The organism is Kitasatospora sp. NPDC048298, assembly GCF_043201465.1.
Classification (GTDB): Bacteria; Actinomycetota; Actinomycetes; order Streptomycetales; family Streptomycetaceae; genus Kitasatospora.
The window spans coordinates 65,238-86,636 of record NZ_JBICYZ010000035.1 but is presented as its reverse complement, the minus strand read 5'-3'; the positions used below and the strand labels follow the sequence as shown (position 1 = coordinate 86,636).

General features: G+C 74.8%; 21 protein-coding genes. 5 read left to right on the top strand and 16 right to left on the bottom strand.

What is annotated here, in order from left to right; genetic code table 11:
- Positions 1-63: 63 nt before the first annotated feature.
- The 4 genes from ACGF0D_RS24995 (at position 64) to ACGF0D_RS24980 (ending at position 2,788) form a co-directional block, all read left to right on the top strand.
- On the top strand, positions 64-207 hold the full coding sequence (locus ACGF0D_RS24995; protein WP_392876605.1) for a hypothetical protein: 144 nt from the start codon (positions 64-66) through the stop codon (positions 205-207).
- A gap of 213 nt (positions 208-420) precedes the next feature.
- On the top strand, positions 421-543 hold the full coding sequence (locus ACGF0D_RS24990; protein WP_392919764.1) for a hypothetical protein: 123 nt from the start codon (positions 421-423) through the stop codon (positions 541-543).
- A gap of 416 nt (positions 544-959) precedes the next feature.
- The gene (locus ACGF0D_RS24985) at positions 960-1,271 is read left to right on the top strand and encodes a hypothetical protein (RefSeq protein WP_392919761.1); all 312 of its coding nucleotides are present in this window, start codon (positions 960-962) and stop codon (positions 1,269-1,271) included.
- Positions 1,272-2,044: 773 nt separating this feature from the next.
- Positions 2,045-2,788 carry a LuxR C-terminal-related transcriptional regulator gene (locus ACGF0D_RS24980; protein WP_392919759.1) on the top strand — a complete coding sequence of 248 codons (744 nt, stop codon included), beginning with the start codon at positions 2,045-2,047 and terminating at the stop codon, positions 2,786-2,788.
- A 25-nt stretch (positions 2,789-2,813) separates the two neighbouring features.
- Here ACGF0D_RS24980 and ACGF0D_RS24975 read toward each other — a convergent pair whose 3' ends face one another.
- The 16 genes from ACGF0D_RS24975 to ACGF0D_RS24900 form a co-directional block, all read right to left on the bottom strand.
- On the bottom strand, positions 2,814-3,614 hold the full coding sequence (locus ACGF0D_RS24975; protein ID WP_392876617.1) for a metal-dependent hydrolase: 801 nt from the start codon (positions 3,612-3,614) through the stop codon (positions 2,814-2,816).
- A gap of 116 nt (positions 3,615-3,730) precedes the next feature.
- On the bottom strand, positions 3,731-4,552 hold the full coding sequence (locus ACGF0D_RS24970; protein WP_392919756.1) for a lipase family protein: 822 nt from the start codon (positions 4,550-4,552) through the stop codon (positions 3,731-3,733).
- Positions 4,553-4,717: 165 nt separating this feature from the next.
- Positions 4,718-4,987, bottom strand: a complete 270-nt coding sequence (locus ACGF0D_RS24965) for a hypothetical protein (protein ID WP_392876623.1) — start codon at positions 4,985-4,987, stop codon at positions 4,718-4,720.
- Between the two features lie 634 nt (positions 4,988-5,621).
- The gene (locus ACGF0D_RS24960; protein ID WP_392919754.1) at positions 5,622-6,263 is read right to left on the bottom strand and encodes a restriction endonuclease; all 642 of its coding nucleotides are present in this window, start codon (positions 6,261-6,263) and stop codon (positions 5,622-5,624) included.
- 176 nt (positions 6,264-6,439) lie between these two features.
- Positions 6,440-6,898 carry an SRPBCC family protein gene (locus ACGF0D_RS24955; protein ID WP_392919751.1) on the bottom strand — a complete coding sequence of 153 codons (459 nt, stop codon included), beginning with the start codon at positions 6,896-6,898 and terminating at the stop codon, positions 6,440-6,442.
- A 42-nt stretch (positions 6,899-6,940) separates the two neighbouring features.
- Complete coding sequence (locus tag ACGF0D_RS24950) at positions 6,941-7,951, bottom strand: DUF5133 domain-containing protein (RefSeq protein WP_392919748.1); 1,011 nt, start codon at positions 7,949-7,951, stop codon at positions 6,941-6,943.
- Between the two features lie 141 nt (positions 7,952-8,092).
- Positions 8,093-8,731: an ANTAR domain-containing protein gene (locus ACGF0D_RS24945; RefSeq protein WP_392919783.1), complete on the bottom strand. Its 639-nt coding sequence runs from the start codon at positions 8,729-8,731 to the stop codon at positions 8,093-8,095.
- A 173-nt stretch (positions 8,732-8,904) separates the two neighbouring features.
- Positions 8,905-9,648 carry an ANTAR domain-containing protein gene (locus tag ACGF0D_RS24940; RefSeq protein WP_392919746.1) on the bottom strand — a complete coding sequence of 248 codons (744 nt, stop codon included), beginning with the start codon at positions 9,646-9,648 and terminating at the stop codon, positions 8,905-8,907.
- 634 nt (positions 9,649-10,282) lie between these two features.
- Positions 10,283-12,760 carry a SpoIIE family protein phosphatase gene (locus tag ACGF0D_RS24935; RefSeq protein WP_392919743.1) on the bottom strand — a complete coding sequence of 826 codons (2,478 nt, stop codon included), beginning with the start codon at positions 12,758-12,760 and terminating at the stop codon, positions 10,283-10,285.
- Entirely contained in the window at positions 12,753-13,076 is a 324-nt protein-coding gene (locus ACGF0D_RS24930; RefSeq protein WP_392919740.1) for an STAS domain-containing protein, read from the bottom strand. Before ACGF0D_RS24930 ends, ACGF0D_RS24935 begins: the two co-directional genes overlap by 8 nt.
- Positions 13,077-13,153: 77 nt before the next feature.
- The gene (locus ACGF0D_RS24925; RefSeq protein ID WP_392876643.1) at positions 13,154-14,071 is read right to left on the bottom strand and encodes a SigB/SigF/SigG family RNA polymerase sigma factor; all 918 of its coding nucleotides are present in this window, start codon (positions 14,069-14,071) and stop codon (positions 13,154-13,156) included.
- A 175-nt stretch (positions 14,072-14,246) separates the two neighbouring features.
- The gene (locus ACGF0D_RS24920) at positions 14,247-15,944 is read right to left on the bottom strand and encodes a multicopper oxidase family protein (RefSeq protein ID WP_392919737.1); all 1,698 of its coding nucleotides are present in this window, start codon (positions 15,942-15,944) and stop codon (positions 14,247-14,249) included.
- Between the two features lie 86 nt (positions 15,945-16,030).
- Positions 16,031-17,224, bottom strand: coding sequence for an ABC transporter ATP-binding protein (locus tag ACGF0D_RS24915; RefSeq protein WP_392919735.1), 1,194 nt, complete (start codon positions 17,222-17,224; stop codon positions 16,031-16,033).
- Between the two features lie 71 nt (positions 17,225-17,295).
- Positions 17,296-18,129 (bottom strand): carbohydrate ABC transporter permease, encoded by an 834-nt coding sequence (locus ACGF0D_RS24910; protein ID WP_392919732.1) that lies wholly within the window; start codon positions 18,127-18,129, stop codon positions 17,296-17,298.
- Entirely contained in the window at positions 18,126-19,058 is a 933-nt protein-coding gene (locus ACGF0D_RS24905; protein WP_392876655.1) for a carbohydrate ABC transporter permease, read from the bottom strand. The genes ACGF0D_RS24910 and ACGF0D_RS24905 overlap by 4 nt, the downstream gene beginning before the upstream one ends.
- Positions 19,055-20,332 (bottom strand): ABC transporter substrate-binding protein, encoded by a 1,278-nt coding sequence (locus ACGF0D_RS24900; RefSeq protein WP_392919729.1) that lies wholly within the window; start codon positions 20,330-20,332, stop codon positions 19,055-19,057. The genes ACGF0D_RS24905 and ACGF0D_RS24900 overlap by 4 nt, the downstream gene beginning before the upstream one ends.
- Positions 20,333-20,537: 205 nt before the next feature.
- On the opposite strand from ACGF0D_RS24900, the gene ACGF0D_RS24895 reads away from it, so the two are divergent.
- Positions 20,538-21,386, top strand: a complete 849-nt coding sequence (locus tag ACGF0D_RS24895) for a universal stress protein (RefSeq protein ID WP_392876661.1) — start codon at positions 20,538-20,540, stop codon at positions 21,384-21,386.
- Positions 21,387-21,399 lie beyond the last annotated feature (13 nt).

Here is a 21,399-nt window from a genome sequence, read left to right as displayed (position 1 = left end):
CCACACCAGCAGCGCCCTGCACATGCGCTTCGAGGCGCCCGTCGCGGACGAGTCGGCCCGCTGATGTCGAAGATCCTGGCCCTCCAGGGGCTCGAGACCGAGACCGGCGCCTCGGCCTACACCAGCACGATCCTGCCCCCGAGCCACACCAGCAGCGCCCTGCACATGCGCTTCGAGGCGCCCGTCGCGGACGAGTCGGCCCGCTGATGTCGAAGATCCTGGCCCTCCAGGGGCTCGAGAGCGACACCGCGCAGGCGGAGCTGAAGATGAGCTCCATCAGCAGCCTGTCGCACACCCTGCCGTTCGGCCCGGTCGAGACCGAGTAGTAACCGCCCGGCGTCGAACCGCCGCCCAGCCACTGGCGCGGCACCACCACCTGCGCTTCGAGGCGCCGGTGACCGACAAGGAGAGGACACACCGATGACGAAGATCCTGGCCCTGCAGGCGCTCGAGAGCGACACCGCGGCGTCGGCCCTGGTGAGCAGCTTCCTGAGCACCGACTCGCACCTGTGGGTGGACGGCCCGGTCGAGAACGAGAAGTAACGGCCGGTCGGCGGCCGCGGGGGGGGGGGGGGGGGGGGGGGGGGGCGCGCGGGGCCCCGCCCCGCCCGCCGCGGCCGCGGGGGGGGGGGGGCCGCGGGCCCCCCGCCCGCCGGCCCCGCCGCCCCGCCCCCCGCCGCCCCCCCCGCCCCCCCCCGCGCGCCCCCCCCCGCCCCCCGCGCCCGCCCCGCCCCGCCGCCGGCCGCCGCCCCGCCCCCCCCCCCCCCCCGCCCCCCCCCCCCCCCCCCCCCCCCCCCCCCGGAACACGCGGCACCGGAACACCCCCCGGTACGCCCGCCGAACGGTCCGCCGGGACGGTCAGCCCCGCGCGCTCGGCCAGCACCCCGGCCTGGAACCGGCTCTGCGCCCCGAGCCGCGCCAGCAGCTCGGCGATGTGCCGCCGGCAGGTGCGGGTCGACATGCCCAGCCGCCGGGCGATCGTGTCGTCCTTCTCCCCCGCGGCGAGCAGCCGGGCGATCACCTCCGAGACGTCCCGGGACACCGTGCGGGCCGCGGCCGGCGCGGTGTCGTACGGCACGGCCTGGCCCCACTCGTGTTCGAAGAGCCGGACGAAGTGCGCCACCAGGGCCGGTTCCCGGACCATCAGCGCCCCGCCGGTGGCGCGCGGGGCAGGTACGAAGGCCGTGGTCCGGTCCACCACGACCAGTTTGGCCGGCACCTCCGCGCGGGTGCGGATCTCCGCCCCCTCGGCGATGACCCGCTCCGCGTAGGAGCGGGTGGGCGGGTCGAACCGGGTCGGGTGCTGGTACACGCTCCGCAGCCGGACGCCCCGCTCCAGCATCTCCAGGTCCCGGGGCAGCAGCTCGGCCAGGGCCGCCTGCGGGTGCCCGCCGCCCGGCCGGATCGCCAGCACCTCCTCCTTCGCGGCGCCCACCACGGCGTCGAGGGCCGAGCGCAGCAGGTACGCGTCCTCGAGCAGCCGGACCGAACCGTCCGAGCCGCCGCCCTGCGACTGGTACACCGGCGCCAGCGAGGCCACCTCGGCGCGCAGCCTGGCCAGTTCGGCCTGCCGACGGCCCAGCTCGGCCTCCTCCAGGCGCAGCCGTGCCTCCTCCAGCGCGGTCAGCCGCACCGCGGCCGTCTCCGGACCGACCGTCACGTGGCAGCCCCGTTCACCGTCCGGGCGCCAGACCAGCAGGCAGAGCTCCGTCAGCCGGTCGACGGCCCGGCGGCACCGCGCCTCGGTGAGCCCGAGCGCGCCGGCCATCCGCTCCGGGTCGGCCGGCTCGACCCGCCGGTGCCGCACCGCCCACTCGTAGACCAGCCGCGTCTCGTGGTCGAGCAGGGCCTCCCGCCCCGACGACCGGATCATGTCCGTGTTCACCGGATTCATCCACCCCTCCTCAGTCGGCCATTCATCTTCCTGACCCCCCTCGGCCCTTGGCCGCCGCCGTGACCTGTGACGACTATCGAACAACCGCTCCGGAGATCTGCCGTTCACCGGACGCGTCGTCCACCGCCACCTGCTGTCAAGAGGGCCGCCATGAAAGAACGTGGAACCGCCCGGGTCGCGTTCACCGCACCCGCCCCGGCGGACCGGGGAGCCGTACGCGACACGGCCGAGCGGGCCGCCGTACCCGACACGGTCGGCGACCGGCTGCGGCGGGCCCGCCGGGAGGTCTTCCTCTGCTGCCCCGGCGGCGACCCGACCGCGGCGGCGCTGACCGACCTGGTGCTCGCCGAGCTGGCGCCGACCAAGCAGCCGCGCGGCGGCCCCGCGCCGCGCACCCGGATCGTCCAGCAGCACCCCGCCCGCTTCCACCTGCCCGCCCAGCGCCAGGCCCGGGCCGCCACGCGGGCCGGCGCCGAGGTGCGGACCACCGACGAGAGCTACGGTCCGCTGCTGGTCATCGACCGGGAGAGCGCCTTCCTGGCGGAACGGGGGCGGCCCGAGGGGCTGGTGCTGGTGACGCAGCCGTCCGTGGTGGGCCACCTGGCCGACTCCTTCGAGACGCTCTGGCACCGGGGCGCGGCCTTCCACAGCGGGCCGGCCGCCGCCCGCGCCGTCTCCGACGACCTCCGCACCGCGATCCTGCGACTGCTCGCCGACGGGCTGAAGGACGAGACCATCGCCCGCCGGCTCGGGCTGTCGCTGCGCAACTGCCGGCGGCACATCGCCGGCCTGTACAGCGCGCTGGGCGCCGACAGCCGCTTCCAGGCGGGCGTGCTGGCGGAACGCCACGGCCTCACCGGGAACGCGCCGGAGGCCGCCGGCGAGCCCCGGTGAACGCCCCCGCCGGCGGTGGTCGACCTCAGCCGTTGCCGAAGAAGCCGAGCGCCCCCACCGCGCAGACCCCGCCGGCCCCCATGAACACCGGGGTCAGCACCTTGATCTCCACCCAGCTGCCGGCCCGGAACCGCATGCCCTTCGGCGGCCCGATCGGGTACCACCGCCGGCGCCCGATCGGGATCGGCCACAGCACCGGACAGCCCGAGACGGTCAGCGCGTCGCCCAGGCAGTGCACCAGCGCGCCGAGCGCGATCGGCAGCCCGATCCACAGGTACTGCTGCCCGGGCTCCTCGAACAGCCACTGCGAGCCGTTGCCGGGCTTGTCGAGGACCTCCGCGAGCATCCACGCGCTGGCCGCGCCCAGCAGCCACACCAGGACGTCGCTGGAGACCCGGGCCTGCCGCCACAGCAGGCCCTCGATCGCCAGCACCATGTGCACGAACAGCACCACCAGCACGCCCCAGCGGCCGCCGAACACGGCCACCGCCGCGGCGCCCGCCCCGCACAGCACCGCCCAGAGCCAGGTGTGGGTCAGCGTCCGGTGGCCGCCCGAGCGCCGCGGGTCACCCTTGCCCCGGGTGGCCTTGTACACCGCGTACGAGAGGTTGTCGATCACCTCGCAGAGCGCCCGGGACACCGGCCCGAACGCCCTGGATATCGTCGCCGCCTTGTGGTCCAGGTCCGGCGCCAGCGCCGCCCCGGCACAGATCAGCGCCCCCGCGAGCAGGACCGGCCAGGGCATCGGCTCCCCCATGCCGGCCGCCACCGCACCCACCCCCAGCCATGCGGTCGCACCCGACAGCGAATGCGCCGGTCCCATCATGTCCGTACACCACCGATCCTCATCAGCTCCGTCCTCACCATGAGGACCTGACATCACGGCAGCCTATCCGTCCAAGATCACCGACCGGCCGCGGTCGGCCACCCCCCGCCCGCGGCTCAGGCCAGGGCCTTCTCCAGCGCCGCGAGATAACTCCGCATCAGGTGGTCGCGGATGCCCTCGCCGTCCGGGGAGAACGCCGCGGCGCTCAGCCCCTTGGCCCGGTCGGTCAGCCCGGCGACCAGCCCGACCCTCTCCTGGACGCGACCCGCGGAGTCGATGTGGCGCAGCGCGTCGACGTGGGTGAAGGCGGGCTCCGGAGGCAGCTCGGGAACGATGTCGTTGCCGTGGACGAACCGGTAGGTGCGCCCCTTCAGGCCCTTGTCGTACGCGGCGGCGAGCAGCCGGTCGCAGGTGCGGGGCTGGCCGAAGGTGTAGACGCCGTCGGCCGCCAGCCGGGGGTCCTCCAGGTCGAGCCGGGCGGCGGCGAGCATCGCGAGGGCGCCGCCGAGGCTGTGGCCGGTGAACCAGACCGTCTGGTCGCCGCTCCGCAGGTCGGAGATCGCCTTGGCGACGTCGGGGTAGATCGACTCCAGGGCCTCGGCGAAGCCGTAGTGCACGAAGCCCGTCCGGGCGGGCCCCGGCCAGGGCGGGGTGGTGGCGTCGGTGAGCCAGTCACGGATCTGCGCGGGCTCGGTGCCCCGGAACGCGGTGACGATCATGTTCTCGCCGGCCATCGTGTACGCCTGGGTGTCCTGCAGCGGGAACGGCGGGGTGAACCGCGTCTGATGGTGACGCACGGTGTCGAAGCCCCAGTCACGGGCCTGCTCCTCGATGGTGGCCTCGTCCTTGTACGCCAGGTCGGACGCCCTGGCCAGCCAGTAGGCGAGCGGAAGGCTGTAACCGGTGACGCGCTGGTCGAAGACGGTGGGGACGGCCATGGAAACACTCCTGTCGGATCGACGGACGGAACGACTGGTCCACCCGGAGCCCGCCCGGCACCTACCACACACCGCGACACCCCGGTGACCAAGAGTGACGCTACCCCCCACCCCCTCCCCCAGCGACCGCACCACCCCCCACGCGACCGCCGAGGAACAGGCCGATCAGGCCTCCGGGATGTCCGCTTTCGCCGCACTGAGCATGCGGCCGGGGATGACGACGAGTCGCTCACCCGGGCCCAGGGTGACTCCTTCCGGGAGGTGGCCACGGTAGCTCTCGGTGAGGTCCCGACCGATCACGGCGATGTCGCCGTTCGAGAGCTGCCAGATGTCCGGGCACTCGTCCCTGCCATCCGACACTCCGAGCTCCTCCGCGGACCTCCCCAGGCGCTTCTCGAACGAAGCGGACGGATCGGCTTCCCATCCACGATCCACAACTGCCCCCATTGATCGGTCTCGTGACGCAGCCCACCGGCTCCGCATCCTTCATCTGACGATAAGTCAGAACCTTGTTTCGGCACCTTGCCCTGCGCTCCCGAATGACCGCCCACCGCGTCGGCTCCCATGCGCATCGCCGTCTCCGGCACGGCGGTTGCCTGAACGGAGTCGGGCGCGTGTACCTTCTGTGGGCACCGGACCCACCCGGTGCCGACCGGGGTCGAACGGCTCCGCGCGCGGACGCAACCGGGCGGACCGGAGCACGTCGCTGGCCTGACGCTCAGCGGCCGTCAAGTGACAGGAGCCGCCGCCGTGGACGACGGAACATCCCTGGGTGAGCAGCGCCGCGCTGCCGCCGACGGCAGCGCGGCGCGAACGCAAGAGCTGGTGACGGGTGTTGCGCCGGCCTCGCCCGGCGCCGTGAGGAGGACGCCGTGAGCGGCAGGATTCCGCGTGAGCGGCAGGGCCGGTGGCACGACCGGCGGGGTCGCGGGTCGCGTGGGCCGGCCAGGGGGCCGGCGCAGCCGCTGATGCCGTTGCCGGACGAGGTCGCGCTGCCCGAGGAGTTCGAGCGGGAGCCGTCGCAGGACGGGAGCGGCGGCCCCGGCGACGTCGCGCGATAGTCTCCGGGTCAGGCCCACGGGGGCCTGCCCCGGCCGTCCGCCCACAGGGCGAGCGCCCGCTGGTCGACGGCGCGGATGCCGACCTGGGTGCAGAAGGCGGCGGCGGCCTTGGTGAAGGAGCTGGTCGTCACCACGGCGGCCAGGTCGCAGTGGTGCACGTCGCGGTAGGTGCCGTTGACCACCTGGACGTCGTTCGAGCCGACGAAGGTCCGCGGTCCGTAGCGCTTGGCCTGGATGAGGATGCGCTGCCCGGTGGGGGTGGTGGCCAGGACGTCCGCCGCGAGGTCGCCGGCCCCGCCGACGACCCTGACCTTCGTGCAGCCGTCCCGGCGGCACAGGTCCGCCAGGGCGTGTTCGAAGGCCTTCGGTGTCATCGCCAGGAACGGCCCGATGTGCCGTAGTCGGGCGGTCCGCGTCTCCAGCTCCCGTTGACGGGCGCGCACCCGCGAGCGCAGTACGGCGACGCCCACCGCGGCTGCGGCGATCAGCAGGGCGGTGACCAGGAGGAGGTGCTGGGCCGACCAGCGGACCACCGCCGTGGCCAGCACGAGCACGACCACCGCGGTCGCACCCAGCAGCGGTGCGTTGCGCTTCGTCCGCCGCACCCGGCGGGCAGCGGTCGACCGGCGTCGCCGGCGCCTGCGGGCCATGGCACCCCCCTCACCCCACGGTGTTCGGGCGAGCCTAGGAGCAACCGCACCCGCCGCGCCTGCGATCCCGGTGAACTCCACCCGCCGCGCCGCCGAGTTGACCGGATCCCGCCCCCCGGCGGCCGGGGGCCAGGTCGCGGCGTCGCGGGAGGAGGTGGAACCGGCCGGCGGTGGGCTCAGTCCGGGTCGGGCCGCCCCCGCCGGTCGCCCTCCTCCCGGGCGCGTTCCTCGATGAACTCCTTGAACCGCCTCAGGTCCGCCTTCACCCGGTGGCCGACCGTGCCCGGGGCGCCGGCAGCCACCCGCGCCGCGCCCTCGGGCCGGAGGTCGACGGCCATGGCGACCCGGGTGTGGCCCGGGTCGAGCCGTTGGAAGGTCACCACGTCCTCCTGGTCCACCTCGCCGTCGGTGGTCCGCCAGGCGATCCGTTCGTCGGGCTCCTGGTCGACGGTCTCGGTGTCGAACTCGCGGGTGACGCCGCCGAGGCTGGTGCGCCAGTGGTTGTGGCGGCCGTCCAGCCGGGTCACCGAGTCGACGCCCTCCATGAAGCGCGGGAACTCCTCGAACAGCGTCCACTGGTGGTAGGCGGCGTGCAGGGGCACGGCCACGTCCACGGACTCCTTCACTCTGTTCATCAGGTCCTCCTCGGACGGTGGGGTCGGCACCCTCCGGCCCCGCTACGAGCCGCTCCGCCCGCCGGGCAGCACCGACGAAGGCGCCGGCGAAAGCACCGGCGGCGGCACCGGCGGCAGCACCGACGACGGCCCGGCCGACGCGGAAGGCACCGACGACGGCCGCTCGCCCTCGGCGAGGTGCCGGGCCACCGAGTCGAGGTCCGTGCCGAGCCGTTGGGCGGCCCGGACCAGCAGGCTCAGCGCGGTGTGCGGGGTCACGTCGAACCGCTCGGCGGTGATGCCGATGGCCAGGCCGGTGGCGTGCCGGCGGTCCAGCAGGTCGGCCACCGCCCTGGACAGCGCGAAGCGGTCGAGCGCGGCCGACGCCTGGAGAGCGAGCACCTCCACCAGCCCGAGGGCGGGCGTGCCGGGCTCGACGGGTGTGCGCAGGTAGGCGCTGAACACCGTGCAGCCGTGCGGGTGGGTGCGCAGGTGGGCGCCGGCCACGGCCCGTACGCCGCAGCGCCGGGCCCGGTCGGCGAACCGGTCCGGCCGGCCCGGGTCCAGCCGGACCACGACCTGTCCCTCGCCCTGGCGGCGGAGCCGGGGCAGCGGGCCCGCCTCCGCCCCGCCCTGGGCGCGTTCGAGGGCCAGCAGGTACGACGGTGTCGCCGCGAAGGTCTCGACCGAGCCGTCGTCGTGCCATGTGCTCACGGCGGCGCCCACGCAGTCCGGGACGGTGACGCCGGTCAGCTGCACCACGTCGTGCAGGCTCGGGACGGGCCCGGAGCGCGCCCGTTCGCGGGCCGCGAGTTCGCCGAGTTCGGTCAGCAGCGCCGCGCGGGCCCGCTCGGTCGCCGGGGCCCCGGCGGCCGCTCCGCCGGGGCCGGCCGGGCCTTGACGGTCCAGCAGGATGCGGGCCCTGGCGACGGCCCGGTCCGCGTCGGCCTCCCCCGTGTAGATGCCGATCGTGTAGCAGACGTCGCGCAGTCGTTGACCGGCCTCCGGCGAGCCCGACGAGGACAGGGCCTCGTACTCCGCGACCAGTCGGCCGAGGGCAGCGACATCCACCATGGGCATGAGCACCTCCGTTTGTTTACGGAAAGTATGCGCCGATCACGCTGCGAAACCACGTCGCCGGGCGAGGCGCCCGCACGGGCCGGCCCCGAGCGGCCCGCCCACCCGCCGGAGTCACGGCCGCCGGGGTCACGGCCGTCAGCCCGTCAGCAGCCCGGCCGGGTCCGCCCGGCCCTCGACCGGCGCGCGGGCCGCGTCGGCCACCCCGCCGCCGCGGCGGGCGTGGGAGCGGAGCGCCTCGAAGGCGGCGTCCATGTCGAGTCCACCGGCTTCCGCGAGCACGCCCTTCGCCCGCTCGATGGCGGTACGGTCCGCGAGCGCCCCGCTGGTCTCCTCCGCGGCCGTCCGTTCCCGTCCGTACCGGCGCTGGAGCAGGGCGATCACCGCCGGGTCCGCGAGCGGCTGGACGACGTCCGGCCCCTCGTGGTCGGGCCCGGCACCGGTCCGGACGTCGAACACGTCGAGGGTGCCCATGACCCGGCCGTCCAGGCGCAGCGGCACCGCGCGCACGGACCGGAAGCCGAGTGCGACGGCCTTCGGGGCGAACCTGGGCCACCGGGCCCGGGCCAGGTCGAGGTCGTGCTCCACGACCTGCTCGCCGGTCCGCCGGCAGTCCGGGCAGGGGCCTTCGCCGGTGGCGATCCGGAGGCTCTCCAGGCGCCGGACCAGGTCGCCGGAGTACGCGACGTCCCGCAGCTCCCCGTGGCGGTCGGCGACGAGCAGCCCGGCCCCGGCCGTCCCGCTGAGCGCCGTGCAGACCTCGGTGAGCCGGTGCAGGAACTCGACGGTGCCGTAACCCGGGGGTGTCGTAACCCGGGCCGACGAGCGTGCCGGTGAGCCCGGCGAACGCCTCGTTCACCCGGGCCTCGCGCGTCATGGCGGCCTCCATCTCCCCTCCTGGCAAGGCTACGCCGGAGGTCCGGCGTCGGTCATCCGTCATCGGTCATCCGTCATCGGTCCTCCTCCGTGAACCGCAGTCGCCGCTCCACCACGTCGTGCGCGACCTCGTCGATCTCCCGGCCGCGCGCGAAGGCGTGGGCCCGCAGCCGGTCGAGTGCCTCCACGGCGGGCACGCCCAGCTGCACCATGATCGTGCCGACCGCCTGGTCCACCTCGACGCCGTCGAGCGGCGACTCGTCCAGCCACGGCTGTTCCGGCAGCGCTCCGGACGGGGCCAGGAAGGAGCCGACGATCGCGAGGGTCACGCTGGTCGCGGCGACCCGGATGTCGGCTGCCCGCGTCCGTTCCGGGACGCCCGGCCGCGCGCCGTAGAGGCTGAGGACGCCGATCCCGGTCGTGCCGAGGTGGAGCGGTGAGGCGTAGGCGCTGCGCAGCGCCGAGCCGGCGGGGGCGGCCGGTGTCCCCGGGCCGGCGGCCAGGTCGACGGTGAGGACCGGCCAGCGCACCTCCTCGGGCGACAGCAGGTCGGCGACGGCGACCGGGCTCCGGGTGCGGAAGGCGTCCACGCTCGGGCCCTCCCCGAGGCCGAACTGCCGCTCCTCGATCCGCCGCGCCCGGTCGTCGCTGGCCCAGACCCCGGCGCGGTGCCCGGGGTCGGCCATCAGGGTGATCGCCGCGGCGTCGGCGGCCAGCGCCTCGACGCAGGCGACGCAGAGCCGCTCGGGCAGGGAGGGGCGGCCCGGGCCGTTGACGGCCTCGGCCACGATCTGCGCGATGCGCGTCAGATCGGCCATCTCCGCGCCTCGTTCTTCCGTCGTCCAGCCACCGTCGTAGGGCGGTCGGCTGTCCGGGGGGCCACACCGTCCGTACCGCGACGTGACCATCGCAGTACAGGTGTTCACGGCCGGACGGCAGCCCGACGGCAGTCGGACGGCGCCCGACGACAGCTCGACGGCACCCCGCCCCCGGCGGCGCGCGGCCGCTGCGGCACCGGGCGCCACCGGCACCCGACCACCCCCGCCACCGGGCCTCCGACCACCCCCGCGCGCCTACCCCGATCCGCCCCGGACACACTCCGGCGCCCGGGTCCGACGGGCCCGTACCGGCCGGCCGCCTCGGTACGGACACCACTCCCCTGCCCACCCACCGGTGGTCCCGCCGGCTGCGCCGGTCGCTGGTCTCACCGGCCTGGCGCACGCCCTCTGCGACACCACCGGCGTTCTGCTGCCCCCTGCCGGAGGGCTGTCCGCACTGCCCCTGGCCCGGCGCAATTTCCGGCTCCGGGACGGCGAGGTGGTGCACGGCCCGGCCACCGTGCCCCGGCCGGGCCCTGCAGACCCGGGTGCTCTCCGGGCACCTGGATGCCCGGCTCCCCCGGCGCCCGAGGGCCGCGCCGACAACTCCGACTCCCGGCGACGACACCCGAGTTCAGACCGCCCCAGCGGTACGCTCCCCCCGGACGCGCGGTCGCTGACGCCCCGGGCGCCGCCGCAGCCGGACGGCCAGCAGGCAGCTGTCGTCGTCCGGGTTGGGGCCGCCGAGGCGGGCGGCGATGTGGTCCAGGCAGTCCGCCAGGTCGCGGGCGCCGCACTCCTCGGCCGCGCGCAGCAGCCGGTCCGGGCGGATGGTGCCGTCGTCCCGGCGGTTCAGCAGGCCGTCGGTCCAGAACAGCACGGTGTCCTCGGCCGGCCGCAGCGGCAGTACGGTGTCGCGGCAGCGGGTCTCCGGCAGGGCCCCGAGGACGGTCCCGGTGGGGCCCTCGGCGAGGACGGCGGTCGTCCCCCGCAGCACGGCCGGCGGCGAGTGCCCGGCCGCGGTCCAGGTGAGTGTCCCCGCCTCCGGGTCGAGCAGGCCGCACAGCACGCTGGCGATCCGGCTGCCGCCCTGGTGGCAGAGCATCGTGTTGAGCCGCCCGAGCATCTCCGCGGGCCCCTGGCCGGTGTAGCAGAGGCCGTGCAGCGCGTGCCGGAGTTCCGCCATGCCGACGGCGGCGGCCAGGCCGTGGCCGCTGACGTCGCCGACGGCGAGCAGGACCCGGCCGTCGGCGAGGGCGGCCAGGTCGTACCAGTCGCCGCCGACCCTGGGGCGGTCCCCGGCGGGCAGGTAGCGGGCGGCGTGGTCGAGGACGGCGGAGTCGGGCTCGGGCTCGTGGGGCCCGGCCACCAGGGCGTTCTGCAGGGCCCGGACGGTCCGGTGCTCGGCCCCGGCCCGACGGCGCTGCTCGGCGAGCCGGGCCCGGGCGCCCGCCAGGGCCCGCTCGGTGCGGTGCCACCGGCTGACGTCCTGCAGCACGCCCCGGATCACCCGCGGGCGGCCGGTGTCCGGGTCCCCGGCCGCCTCCGCGGTGACCCGCAGGGTGCGCGGCGCCTCGCCGGGCCGCCCGGTGTCGAACTCCAGGGCCGCCGTCCGCCGCCCGGCCAGCAGCCGGCGCAGGAACAGCCGGGCGGCCGGACGGTCGGCGGGGTGCACGCGGGCCACCAGCTCGGTCGGCGCGACCGGCTCGGTGCGGTCGGGGTCGAGGCCGAGCAGCCGCAGGGCCTGCGCGGACAGCTCCGGCGGCGATCCGGGCGCCCACTCGAAGCTGCCCAGTCCGGCCAGCCGCTGCGCCCGGTGCAGCCGGGCCGCGCGCTCGGCGCCGTTCCCGGGGCGCCAGGTGAGCAGCACGCCGTCGAGGAACGGCTCCGCCCGCAGGACCAGCGTCCGGTCCGGTCCGGCGCCGGTGAAGTCCTCCGTCCGCCCCTCGTACCCGGCGCCGGTCGTCGCGGCCTCCAGGATCCGCGCGAAGTGCCCGGTCGCGACCAGTCCGGGGTGGAGTTCGCTCAGGCGCCGGCCGACCGCCGCGCCGAGGCCGGCGGCGGCGTTGGCGTACCGGACCCGCAGGTCGGTGATCGCACCGCCGGGGGTGGTCCCGCGGACGGCCGAGAGCACCAGGACGGGGTCGAACACGGCGTCCAGCACGGCGCGGAACCAGTGCTCGCCGCCGGGCACCGCCGCCGGCGGCTCGTCCTCACCGGTGGCCTCGAACCGCAGCAGGTGCCCAGCGACGAGCCCGGACAGCGCGTCGACGTACCTGGTCGCCGCGCGGGCGCGCACGGCCGGCACGTCCCAGCCGAGGCTCATCGCCCCGACGATCCGCTCGCCGCGGCGCAGCGGTACGGCGCACGCGCTGCGGCCGGGGACGATCCGTCCGCTGCCCGGCGACCGGCCGCCGTGGCTGCGCTCGAACTCCCAGACCAGGCTGCCGCCGTGGGCGGCGGCCACCAGCGGCACCCCGGTCTCCGGCGGGATGCGCTGCCACTGGCTGACCCGGCGGGGCGCCACGCCGTGGCTGCCGACCAGGAGCAGCGCGCCGTCCGGCTCCAGCCGGCCCAGCACCACGGCGACGACGCCGACCGGGGCCAGGGCCACCTGGTGCAGCAGTCGGGCCAGTTCCTCGGGCGTCTCCGCGCTGGCCAGGGCCGAGGCCGCCAGGTGGTAGCGCGCGGCCAGGTCGGGCGCCGCGGCGGCCGAGGCGGCCTTCGGCGGCCCGGGCACGGGTGCGGGCGCGAGTACGGGGACGGGGACGGGAACCGGGGGCCCGGGCGCGGAGCCGGGCTCCGCCGCCGTGCCCGCGCCGGTGAGCGCCGCCGTCCCCGTGAGCGGGGCGGCGAGGCCGACCAGGCCGGCGGCGATGTCCGCGAGCCGGCGGTTGGTGTCCTGCGAGAGCTGGACGAGGTACCCGAAGGCCTCCTCCGGCGTGCACTCCAGCCGCTCCGCGAGCATGCCCTTGGCCTGCTCGATGACGCCCCTGGTGCGCATCGCCCGCCGCAGGCCCTCGGCCTCGGCGCGCAGCCGGTCGACGGCCTCCCGCAGCACCGCCGCCTCGTCGGTCAGGGCGGGTTCCGCGGGGTTCCGGTCCTCACGCACAGGCCGCCGCCACGTCCGGGTAGAGCGGCAGCACCGTGGCGACGCCGCTCAGCTCCACGAGGTCCCGCACCCTCGGTACCGCCCCGGCCAGCCGCAGCGTGCCCTGCTCGCCGCGCACCCGTCGGGCGGCGCCGATCAGGACGTTGAGGCCGGTGGAGTCGAGGAAGTCGACGGCCGTGAGGTCCACGACCACCCGGGTGGTGCCCGTGTCCGCGAGCGCGTCGAGCAGGTGCCGCACCTCGCGGGCGGAGAAGTCGTCGAGGTCCCCGCTGAGCGGCACCACCGTCCAGCCGTTGGCGACCGGAAATTCCTTCATCACGGACCGTCCTCGTTGCTCGGCCCGGCCACCGCCCCCGCCCGGGCTCCCCTCCCAGGCTAGGGCTTCCCGCTCCCTCAGCCGCACACGGGCTCGTCGACCCACCCGGGGGCGTCGCGGTCCTCCAGTTCCTCCCGCAGCCAGGCCAGCGTGGTGCTGAGCAGCCGGGAGACGTGCATCTGGGAGACCCCGATCCGCTCGGCGATCCGGGACTGTGTCCAGCCGTCCCAGAACCGCAGCTTGAGGACGGTCTGCTCGCGTGCGGGCAGCCGGGCCAGCAGCGGTCGGACGGCGATGCGGAAGTCGGCGAGTTCGATGCCGGGGTCGCAGCCGCCGAGACGGTCGAGCAGGGCGCTGCCGGTCTCGTCGGTGTCCTGGTCGCGCAGCGCGTCGAGGGAGTTGGGGCGGTAGACCCGGCCCGCCATGAGGCCCTCGGTGGCCTGTTCGACGGTGAGGTGGAGGTCCTCGGCGATCTCCTCGGGGTGTGGGAGGCGGCCGAGTTCCTGCTCGAGGCGGTCGGAGCCGCGGGCGACGGAGAGGTAGAGCTCCTGCATGCGGCGCGGGACCCGCACCGGCCAGGAGGTGTCGCGGAAGAACCGCTTGATCTCGCCGGTGATGGTGGGGATGGCGTAGGTGACGAACTCGACGCCGCGCCGCGGGTCGTAGCCGTCGACGGCCTTGATCAGGCCGATGGTGCCGACCTGGAGGATGTCCTCGATGTCCTCGGCGCGGTGCCGGAAACGGGCGGCGATGAAGCGCACCAGCGGCATGTTGAGTTCGATGATCGTGCCGCGGACGTAGCTGTAGGCGTGGCTCTCCCGGGCCAGCCCGGCCAGCCGCTCGAACAGGGCGTCGCTCAGTTCCCGGGCCTCGGACTTCCCCATGCGGCGCAGTTCGGCCGCCGTCGGTCTTCGCGGCAGGTCGGGCGGCAGGCCCGAGGTCACGGCTTCCCTGTCCGCGGCTTCCCGGTCGGTGGTTTCCAGGTGGATGGACACGTGTTCGCTCCTGGGCATCGGGGTGAACGCCCGGCGACGCGTGCTGGAGCCGCACCTCGTGCGCCCCGGACCTCTTCCCCCAGGACCTGTGCCCGGCTTCTTCAAGCGCGGTCCCGGTGGCACCGCCAACGGTGCCGGAGCAGCCGGAACGGTCACGGCCGCTGCATGAGGGGTTCTACCCCGGGATGCGGGTCCGGACTCCCGTTCCGGCCGTTTTTCCTGTTCCGCCCACCCTGCCATCGCGGCCCGGGGGCCGCTGCGGCTGGACGTAGTCGATCAGCTGCATCATGCCGAGGTCCTCGTGCTGGAGCTGGTGGCAGTGCAGGACGGTGCGGCCGGTGAAGTTCTCGTACCTGACCAGGAGGGTGACGGTGTCGCCCGGCTTGCCGCCGGCCAGGTCGACGGTGTCCTGCCAGACCGGCGGGTCGAGCCGGACGCCGTTGCGGTGGGTGACGAGGACGTGGTTGGTGTGCAGGTGGAAGGGGTGGTGCATGACCGGCAGGCTGTCGTCGGTGCGGAGGGTCCACCGCTCGACGGTGCCGAGTTCCAGGGTGTGGTTGACGTACTCGGGGTCGAACAGGCCGTAGGCGGGGTCGCGGGTGAGGTCGCCCGCGGGGTCGGCGGCCGGGGTGGGGTGGCTGCCGAGGATGCGGTAGGCGTTGGGGAAGGGCTTGGCGAAGACCCCGGCGTCGACGTGGAAGACCACGGTGCGGTCGCCGCCGGGGTTGGCGATGTCCTTCTCGTCGAGGAACGGTCTGCCCTGCGGCAGCGAGGACGGCAGCGCCATCGGCGGCCGGACGGCCGCTCCCGCCACCTCGATCGTCATCAGCGGGACGGGTACGCCCTTGGCCCGCAGTTCGTACGTCCCCGGTTCGCCGCCCCGGACCAGCACGTCGGCGCGGTTGCCCACGGCCAGGGTCACCGCCTCGGTGGCGACCGGCGCGGGGAAGGTCACCCCGTCCATGGCGATCTGATGCATCGTCAACTTCTGCTCCTTGCCGATGACCTGGAGCGAGAGGACGGTGAACGCGGTGGCCGCGACCAGGCGCCAGCGCTGGACCTCGCCGGGGCGCAGCGCGAGGGTGGGGTTGACCGCGCCGTTGACGGTGTAGGTGGGTGGGACGGCGGCCAGGGCCTCGCTGGAGGTGAACGCGGGGACCTTTCCGTCCTTGACCCGGAGTTCGTTGACGCAGACGACGAGGTCGGCGGCGGCCTTGATCTGCGGCACCTCGTCGACGTCGCCCTCGACGATGACGACCCCGGCCATCCCTCCGGCGATCTGCTCGGCGGTGGCCCCGTGCGCGTGCGGGTGGTACCAGTAGGTCCCGGCCGGGTGGTCGCGCGGGATCTCGACGGTGGTCAGGTAGCGCGGCTCCGCGGCGCCGGCCGCGGCCTCCTCGGCGGTGCGCGGCGGGAACTCGCGCAGGATGTTGTCGGCGTTGCCGGACGGCGAGACGTGCAGGCCGTGGGTGTGCAGGTTGAAGCTGTTCGGCCGGTGCGGCCGGTTGTGGCCGCCGTGGCGCGACGGGCTCGACGGCTCGGGCGGGTTCGGCGGCAGGCCGTTGATCTGGGCCAGCCAGAGCGTGTCCCCGCCGCGCACCCGCAGGGTCGGCCCCGGGATGGTCCCGTTGTAGGTGCGCGTGGTGACCGTCCCGTAGCCCGGGACGGGGGTGGCGGTGAACCGTACGTCGAGGGTCTGGTCGAGGATCACCCTCTGCGAGCCGGGGGCCGGGCACCGTACGACCGGCTGCGGGAAGGAGCTCGCCGCCGCGGCGGGCCGGGCGAGGATCCCGTCGGAGGCCGCCGCGAGGACGGCGGCTGCGGGAACGGCCTTGATCACCGATCGGCGGCCGATTCGGACATCTTCTCTCATAGCCGGGCAATCTAGATCGACTTCCACAGGACCCCGATCAGGCACACCGCTCACCGACGAGGGGTTGGGCCTTCCGCAGTACCCGGCTACGCATGCTCCGGGTGGGTCAGGTTGGCCCCGCCGCGGGGGTCGAAGACGTGGATGCGCGCGGTGTCCACCCACAGCTCCAGCGGGCTGCCCTCGGCGGCCCGCGTGGCGGTCTTCAGCCGGGCGACCACCCGGTGCTCCAGCATGCCGGTGTCCGCCCGGCCCGAGTCGGCGGCGAGCTCGGCGAGTTCCTCGGCCACCGCCGGTCCGCCCTCCTCCGCGAAGTGGACGTAGACGTCCGAGCCGACCGACTCCCGGACCTCCACCGTCACCGTGACGGTGACCCCGCCGGGGTGCCCCTCGACCAGGGCGGCGTCCTCGAAGTCCTCGGGGCGGATGCCGACGATCAGGTCGCGCGGCGCGTCCGCGCGTTCCAGGGCGCGCCGGGTGCGGTCGTCCAGCGGAAGGTCGCCCAACGACGTCCGCAGCGAGGCGCGCCCGGCGTCCTGCCGCAGCGCGGCGCCGAGGAAGTTCATGCCGGGCGAGCCGATGAACCCGGCGACGAACAGGTTCACCGGCTCGTCGTACAGCTGCTGCGGGGAGCCGACCTGCTGGACGACGCCGGCACGCATCACCACCACCCGGTCGCCGAGCGTCATCGCCTCGACCTGGTCGTGGGTGACGTAGACGGTGGTGGTGCCCAGGCGGCGCTGGAGCGCGGCGATCTGGGTGCGCATCTGCACCCGGAGCCCGGCGTCCAGGTTGGACAGCGGCTCGTCCATCAGGAAGACCTTGGGGTCGCGGACGATCGCCCGGCCCATCGCGACCCGCTGGCGCTGCCCGCCGGAGAGGTTGGCGGGTTTGCGGTCCAGGTGCCGGGTGAGGTCCAGGATGCGGGCGGCCTCCTCGACCTTGGCGGCGATGGTCGCCCTGTCGACCTTGGCCAGCCGCAGCGCGAAGCCCATGTTGTCGCGCACGCTCATGTGCGGGTAGAGGGCGTAGCTCTGGAAGACCATCGCGATGTCGCGGTCCTTGGGCGCGCGGTCGTTGACCACCTCCCCGGCGATCCGCAGGGTGCCCTCGGTGATGTCCTCCAGCCCGGCGATCATGTTGAGGGTGGTGGACTTGCCGCAGCCGGACGGCCCGACCAGGATCACGAACTCGCCGTCGGCGATGGTGAGGTCGATGTCGCGGACGGCGAGGGCGCCGTCGGGGTAGCGCTTGGTGATGCCGTCGAGGACGATCTCGGCCACGATCCGCCTTCCTGGTCCGCCGGGTGGGGCGGCCCGTCCACTCGGGTCCGACTCGGGGGTCCGACTCGGGTTCAGCCTTTGACTGCGCCGGCGGTGAGCCCGGCGACGATGCGGCGCTGGAACAGCAGCACGAAGACCACGATCGGGATCGTGATGATCACGGCGGCGGCCGCGATCGAGCCGGTCGGCTGCTCGAACTGGGAGCTCCCGGTGAAGAAGGCGATGGCCGCCGGGACCGTCCGGGCCGAGGTGGTGGAGGTCAGCGAGATCGCGAACAGGAAGTCGTTCCAGCAGAAGATGAAGACCAGGATGCCGGTGGTGAACACCCCCGGTGCCGCCAGCGGCGCGATGACCAGCCGGAACGCCTGCCACGGCGTGGCGCCGTCCACCTTGGCCGCCTTCTCCAGGTCCCAGGGGATCTCCCGGAAGAACGCCGAGAGCGTGTAGATCGCCAGCGGCAGCGAGAAGGTCGTGTACGGGATGATCAGCCCGGCCCAGGTGTCGAACAGGCCGAGTGCCCGCTCGATGTCGAACAGCGGCGAGACCAGCGAGATCGGCGGGAACATCGCGATCAGCAGGGACACCCCGATCAGCAGCCGCTTGCCGGGGAAGCGCAGCCGGGCCACCGCGTACGCGGCCATGGTGCCCAGCACGACGGCGATGGTGGTGGCGATCACCGCGATGCCGATCGAGTTGACCAGGGCCCGGGTGAACTCCGAAGTCTCGAAGATGCCGCGGTAGTTGGCCAGGGTCCACGTCCGGGGCACGAACGCGCCGTCGGAGAGGGTACTCGGGTCCTTGAAGGAGAGCGCCACGATCCACCACACCGGGAAGAGCGCGTAGAGCACGACCACCAGGTTGGCGACGCCCCAGCCGGTCAGCGTCCGGTTGTGCCGGCCGCTCATCGGTGCTCCGGTTCCGCGCCCGGCGTCGCCGTGCCGAACAGCTTGACGAAGACCACGGCGATCAGCGCCACGCAGACGAAGATCAGCACCGAGATCGCCGAGCCGATGCCCAGGTTGAGCGCGGTGAACAGGTTGTCGTAGCCGAGGATCGACACCGAGCCGGTGCCGTTGGAGCCGCCGGTCAGCACGTAGATGTTGTCGAAGATCCGGAAGGCGTCCAGGGTACGGAAGAGCAGCGCGACCAGGATCGCCGGCTTCATCAGCGGCAGGATCACCAGCCGCAGCCGCTGCCCGAAGCCCGCGCCGTCCACCATCGCCGCCCGGACCGTCTCGTCCGGGACGAGGGCCAGCCCGGCGAGCAGCAGCAGCGCCATGAACGGGGTGGTCTTCCACACCTCCGCGAGGATGATCAGGCCGACGGCCGGCCACCGCTCCGTCAGCGGCGCGCTGCCCTCCGGCAGCAGGGCGGCCAGGTAGCCGGTGCCCGGGGTCCAGGCGTACTGCCAGGAGTAGGCCGCCACCACGGTGACGATCCCGTACGGCACCAGCACCGCGGTGCGCACCGTGCCGCGCCCGAAGAGCGTCCGGTGCATCACCAGCGCGAGCGCCAGGCCGAGCACCAGCTCCACGGCCACCGACACCACGGTGATCAGCACCGTGACGCCGAGCGCCTGCCACCAGTACGGCGAGGCCAGCACCGCGCCGTAGTTGGCGAGCCCGACCCAGTGTGCCTGCTCGGGGAAGCGCAGGTCGTAGCGCTGCAGGGACAGGTAGACGGCGTAGCCGATCGGGTAGGCGGTGACGGCGAGCATCACGATCACCGCGGGGGCGCACAGCAGCCAGCCCAGCCGGCGCTCCTGGCGGGCGCCGAGCGAGGGCCCGGCCGGTCGCGGTACGGCCGCGGCGGCGGCCTCGGTGGACGGTGTCACGGGATCAGCCCCTTCGAGCCGAGGGCGTCCTGGATCTGCCCGCGGAGGTCGGCCACGTCCTTCTCCGGGTGGATGCCGGCGGGCGGGGAGAGGGTGTGCGAGACGGCGATGGAGACGTTCTGGTAGGCCGGGGTCTGCGGCCGCACGCTGGCGGAGTCGAGGGCGGCCAGCACGTCGGCGGCGAACGGGTAGCTGGCGGTGAGTTCGGCCGTCTCGTACAGGCTGCGCAGCGAGGGCGGCAGGCCGCCCTTCAGCGCGTTGGTGAGCTGGTTGTCCCGGTCGCGCAGGCAGAGGGTGGCCTCGGCGGCGAGGTCCGGGTGCCGGCTGTAGGCGCCCACCGCGAGGTCGATCCCGCCGATGGTCACGGTGGCGGGGCGGTCGGCGTTCACCGCGGGGTACGGGGCCCAGCGGAAGTGCGGGAACAGCTCCGGCCGGTTGGCCTTCATCGAGGGGTAGACGAAGGGGTAGTTGAGTTCGAAGGCGGCCGTGCCGGACTCCATCGCGAGCCGGTTCTGGTCCTCCATCTGGTTCGGCAGCGAGGGGTCGGCGGCCACCGACGTCGCCAGGTCGCGCATCACCCCGGCGGCCGTGACGGCGGGCTCCCCGAGCGAGGGCGCCTGCGCGTCGGGAGTGAGGATGGTGCCGCCCGCGCTGGTGACCAGCGTGTTGAACCAGACCGTCAGCCCCTCGTACTGGGCGCCCTGGATCTCCACGAAGTGCGGCTTGCCCTCGTCGGCCAGCTCCCGCGCCCGGGAGAGCATCTGCGCCCAGGTGCCGGGCGGGGTCGGCACCAGGTCGTCGCGGTACCAGAGCAGCTGGGTGTTGGAGTTGTACGGCACCGCGTACAGCCGGTCCCGCCAGGTCGCGGTGCGCACCGCCGCGGCGAGGGTGTCGGCGGTGGCCTGTTCGCGCATCGCCCCGGTCCACTCGCGGATCCAGCCGGCCTCGGCGAACTCGGCGGGCCAGGTGACGTCCAGGCCGAGGATGTCGACCTCGGTGTCGTGCGCCGCCATCCGGCGCACCAGCTGCTGGCGCTGGCCGTCGGCGCCGCGCGGCAGCTTGTTGTAGCGGATCGTGTAGCGGCCGCCGGACCGCCGCCCGCAGCGGTCGGCGGCCTGCTGGAGGGCGCCCGAGTCGTCCGGGAAGTTGTACCAGTTCAGGGCGACCGGGCCGCCGCCCCCGCCACCCCCGCAGCCGACCAGAGCGGGGGCGAGCACGGCCAGTCCGGCGGCGGCGCTCGCCCACCGCGAGCGGAGACGGGGGACCCTCGGCATCGTTCTCCCGGAGTGGGACGGACCGGTCCGGGAGACCCTAGCCGGGCTCCCCCGCCCGGCCCGGGCTGTGCCGCGCCGCCCGCCCGCCGACCAGCCGGACGGCCGAACCGGGGGCCGGGCCTCCGGGAGGCGCCGGTCGGGGCCCGCGCGGATACTGGGCGCACACGCAGAGACCTCCGGCCGCACCGGAACCGAGGAGCACGCCGTGACCGGACCCGTCGTCGTCGGATTCGACGGCTCACCCGAGAGCCAGGCCGCCGCCGCGTGGGCCGCCCGCGAGGCGCAGCGCCGCGGCCTGCGCCTGGACGTCCTCCAGGCCTGGCCCCGCCCGAAGCACCTCCCTCCCGGCACCGAACGCGGCGACCACCCCGCACTGGCGCAACTCGCCGAACGCGAGGGCGAGTTGCGCTCCCTCGCGCCCGAGGTGGAGGTCGCCGCCTCCTCCGTGGCCGGCGATCCCGTGGAGGCGCTGGAGGCCGCCGGGCGGAGCGCCTCCGTGCTGGTGCTCGGCTCGCGCGGCCTGAGCACCCTGCGCGGGTTCCTGGTCGGCTCGGTGAGCCAGGAGGTGCTGCGGCGGGCGGCCTGCCCGGTGGTGCTGGTCCGCTCCGACGGGGACGAGCCGGAGGGCGAGGTGACGCTCGGCCTGGACCTCGGGCGCCCGGCGGAGCCGGTGCTGGCCTTCGCCTTCGAGGCCGCCGCGCTCCGTTCGGCGCCGCTGCGCGTGGTGCACGTCTGGTCCCCGCCGGCCGGCAGCGAGTACATGTCCTACGGGGCGATCGGCGGGCTGGAGCGCGAGACGTCCGCGGCCGAGGACAGCGGGCTGGCGCGGGCCCTGGCGCCGTGGCGGGCCCACCACCCGGAGGTCGAGGTGACCACCGAGCTGATCCGGGGCAAGCCCGCCGTGGACCTGGTGGACGCCGCCGCGTCGTCCCGGCTGCTGGTGGTCGGCCGCAGGGTCCGGCACCTGCCGCTGCGCCACCACCACATCGGTCCGGTCGCGCACGCCGCGATCCACCACGTGCACTGCCCGGTCGCGGTCGTCCCGTACGGCTGAGGGCGTTGCGGGT

Coding starts and splice junctions, on each gene's coding strand:
- ACGF0D_RS24995 (WP_392876605.1), top strand. CDS start 64: ATGTCGAAGATCCTGGCCCTCCAGGGGCTCGAGACCGAGACCGGCGCC.
- ACGF0D_RS24990 (WP_392919764.1), top strand. CDS start 421: ATGACGAAGATCCTGGCCCTGCAGGCGCTCGAGAGCGACACCGCGGCG.
- ACGF0D_RS24985 (WP_392919761.1), top strand. CDS start 960: ATGCCCAGCCGCCGGGCGATCGTGTCGTCCTTCTCCCCCGCGGCGAGC.
- ACGF0D_RS24980 (WP_392919759.1), top strand. CDS start 2,045: ATGAAAGAACGTGGAACCGCCCGGGTCGCGTTCACCGCACCCGCCCCG.
- ACGF0D_RS24975 (WP_392876617.1), bottom strand. CDS start 3,614: ATGATGGGACCGGCGCATTCGCTGTCGGGTGCGACCGCATGGCTGGGG.
- ACGF0D_RS24970 (WP_392919756.1), bottom strand. CDS start 4,552: ATGGCCGTCCCCACCGTCTTCGACCAGCGCGTCACCGGTTACAGCCTT.
- ACGF0D_RS24960 (WP_392919754.1), bottom strand. CDS start 6,263: ATGGCCCGCAGGCGCCGGCGACGCCGGTCGACCGCTGCCCGCCGGGTG.
- ACGF0D_RS24955 (WP_392919751.1), bottom strand. CDS start 6,898: ATGAACAGAGTGAAGGAGTCCGTGGACGTGGCCGTGCCCCTGCACGCC.
- ACGF0D_RS24950 (WP_392919748.1), bottom strand. CDS start 7,951: ATGGTGGATGTCGCTGCCCTCGGCCGACTGGTCGCGGAGTACGAGGCC.
- ACGF0D_RS24940 (WP_392919746.1), bottom strand. CDS start 9,648: ATGGCCGATCTGACGCGCATCGCGCAGATCGTGGCCGAGGCCGTCAAC.
- ACGF0D_RS24930 (WP_392919740.1), bottom strand. CDS start 13,076: ATGAAGGAATTTCCGGTCGCCAACGGCTGGACGGTGGTGCCGCTCAGC.
- ACGF0D_RS24920 (WP_392919737.1), bottom strand. CDS start 15,944: ATGAGAGAAGATGTCCGAATCGGCCGCCGATCGGTGATCAAGGCCGTT.
- ACGF0D_RS24910 (WP_392919732.1), bottom strand. CDS start 18,129: ATGAGCGGCCGGCACAACCGGACGCTGACCGGCTGGGGCGTCGCCAAC.
- ACGF0D_RS24900 (WP_392919729.1), bottom strand. CDS start 20,332: ATGCCGAGGGTCCCCCGTCTCCGCTCGCGGTGGGCGAGCGCCGCCGCC.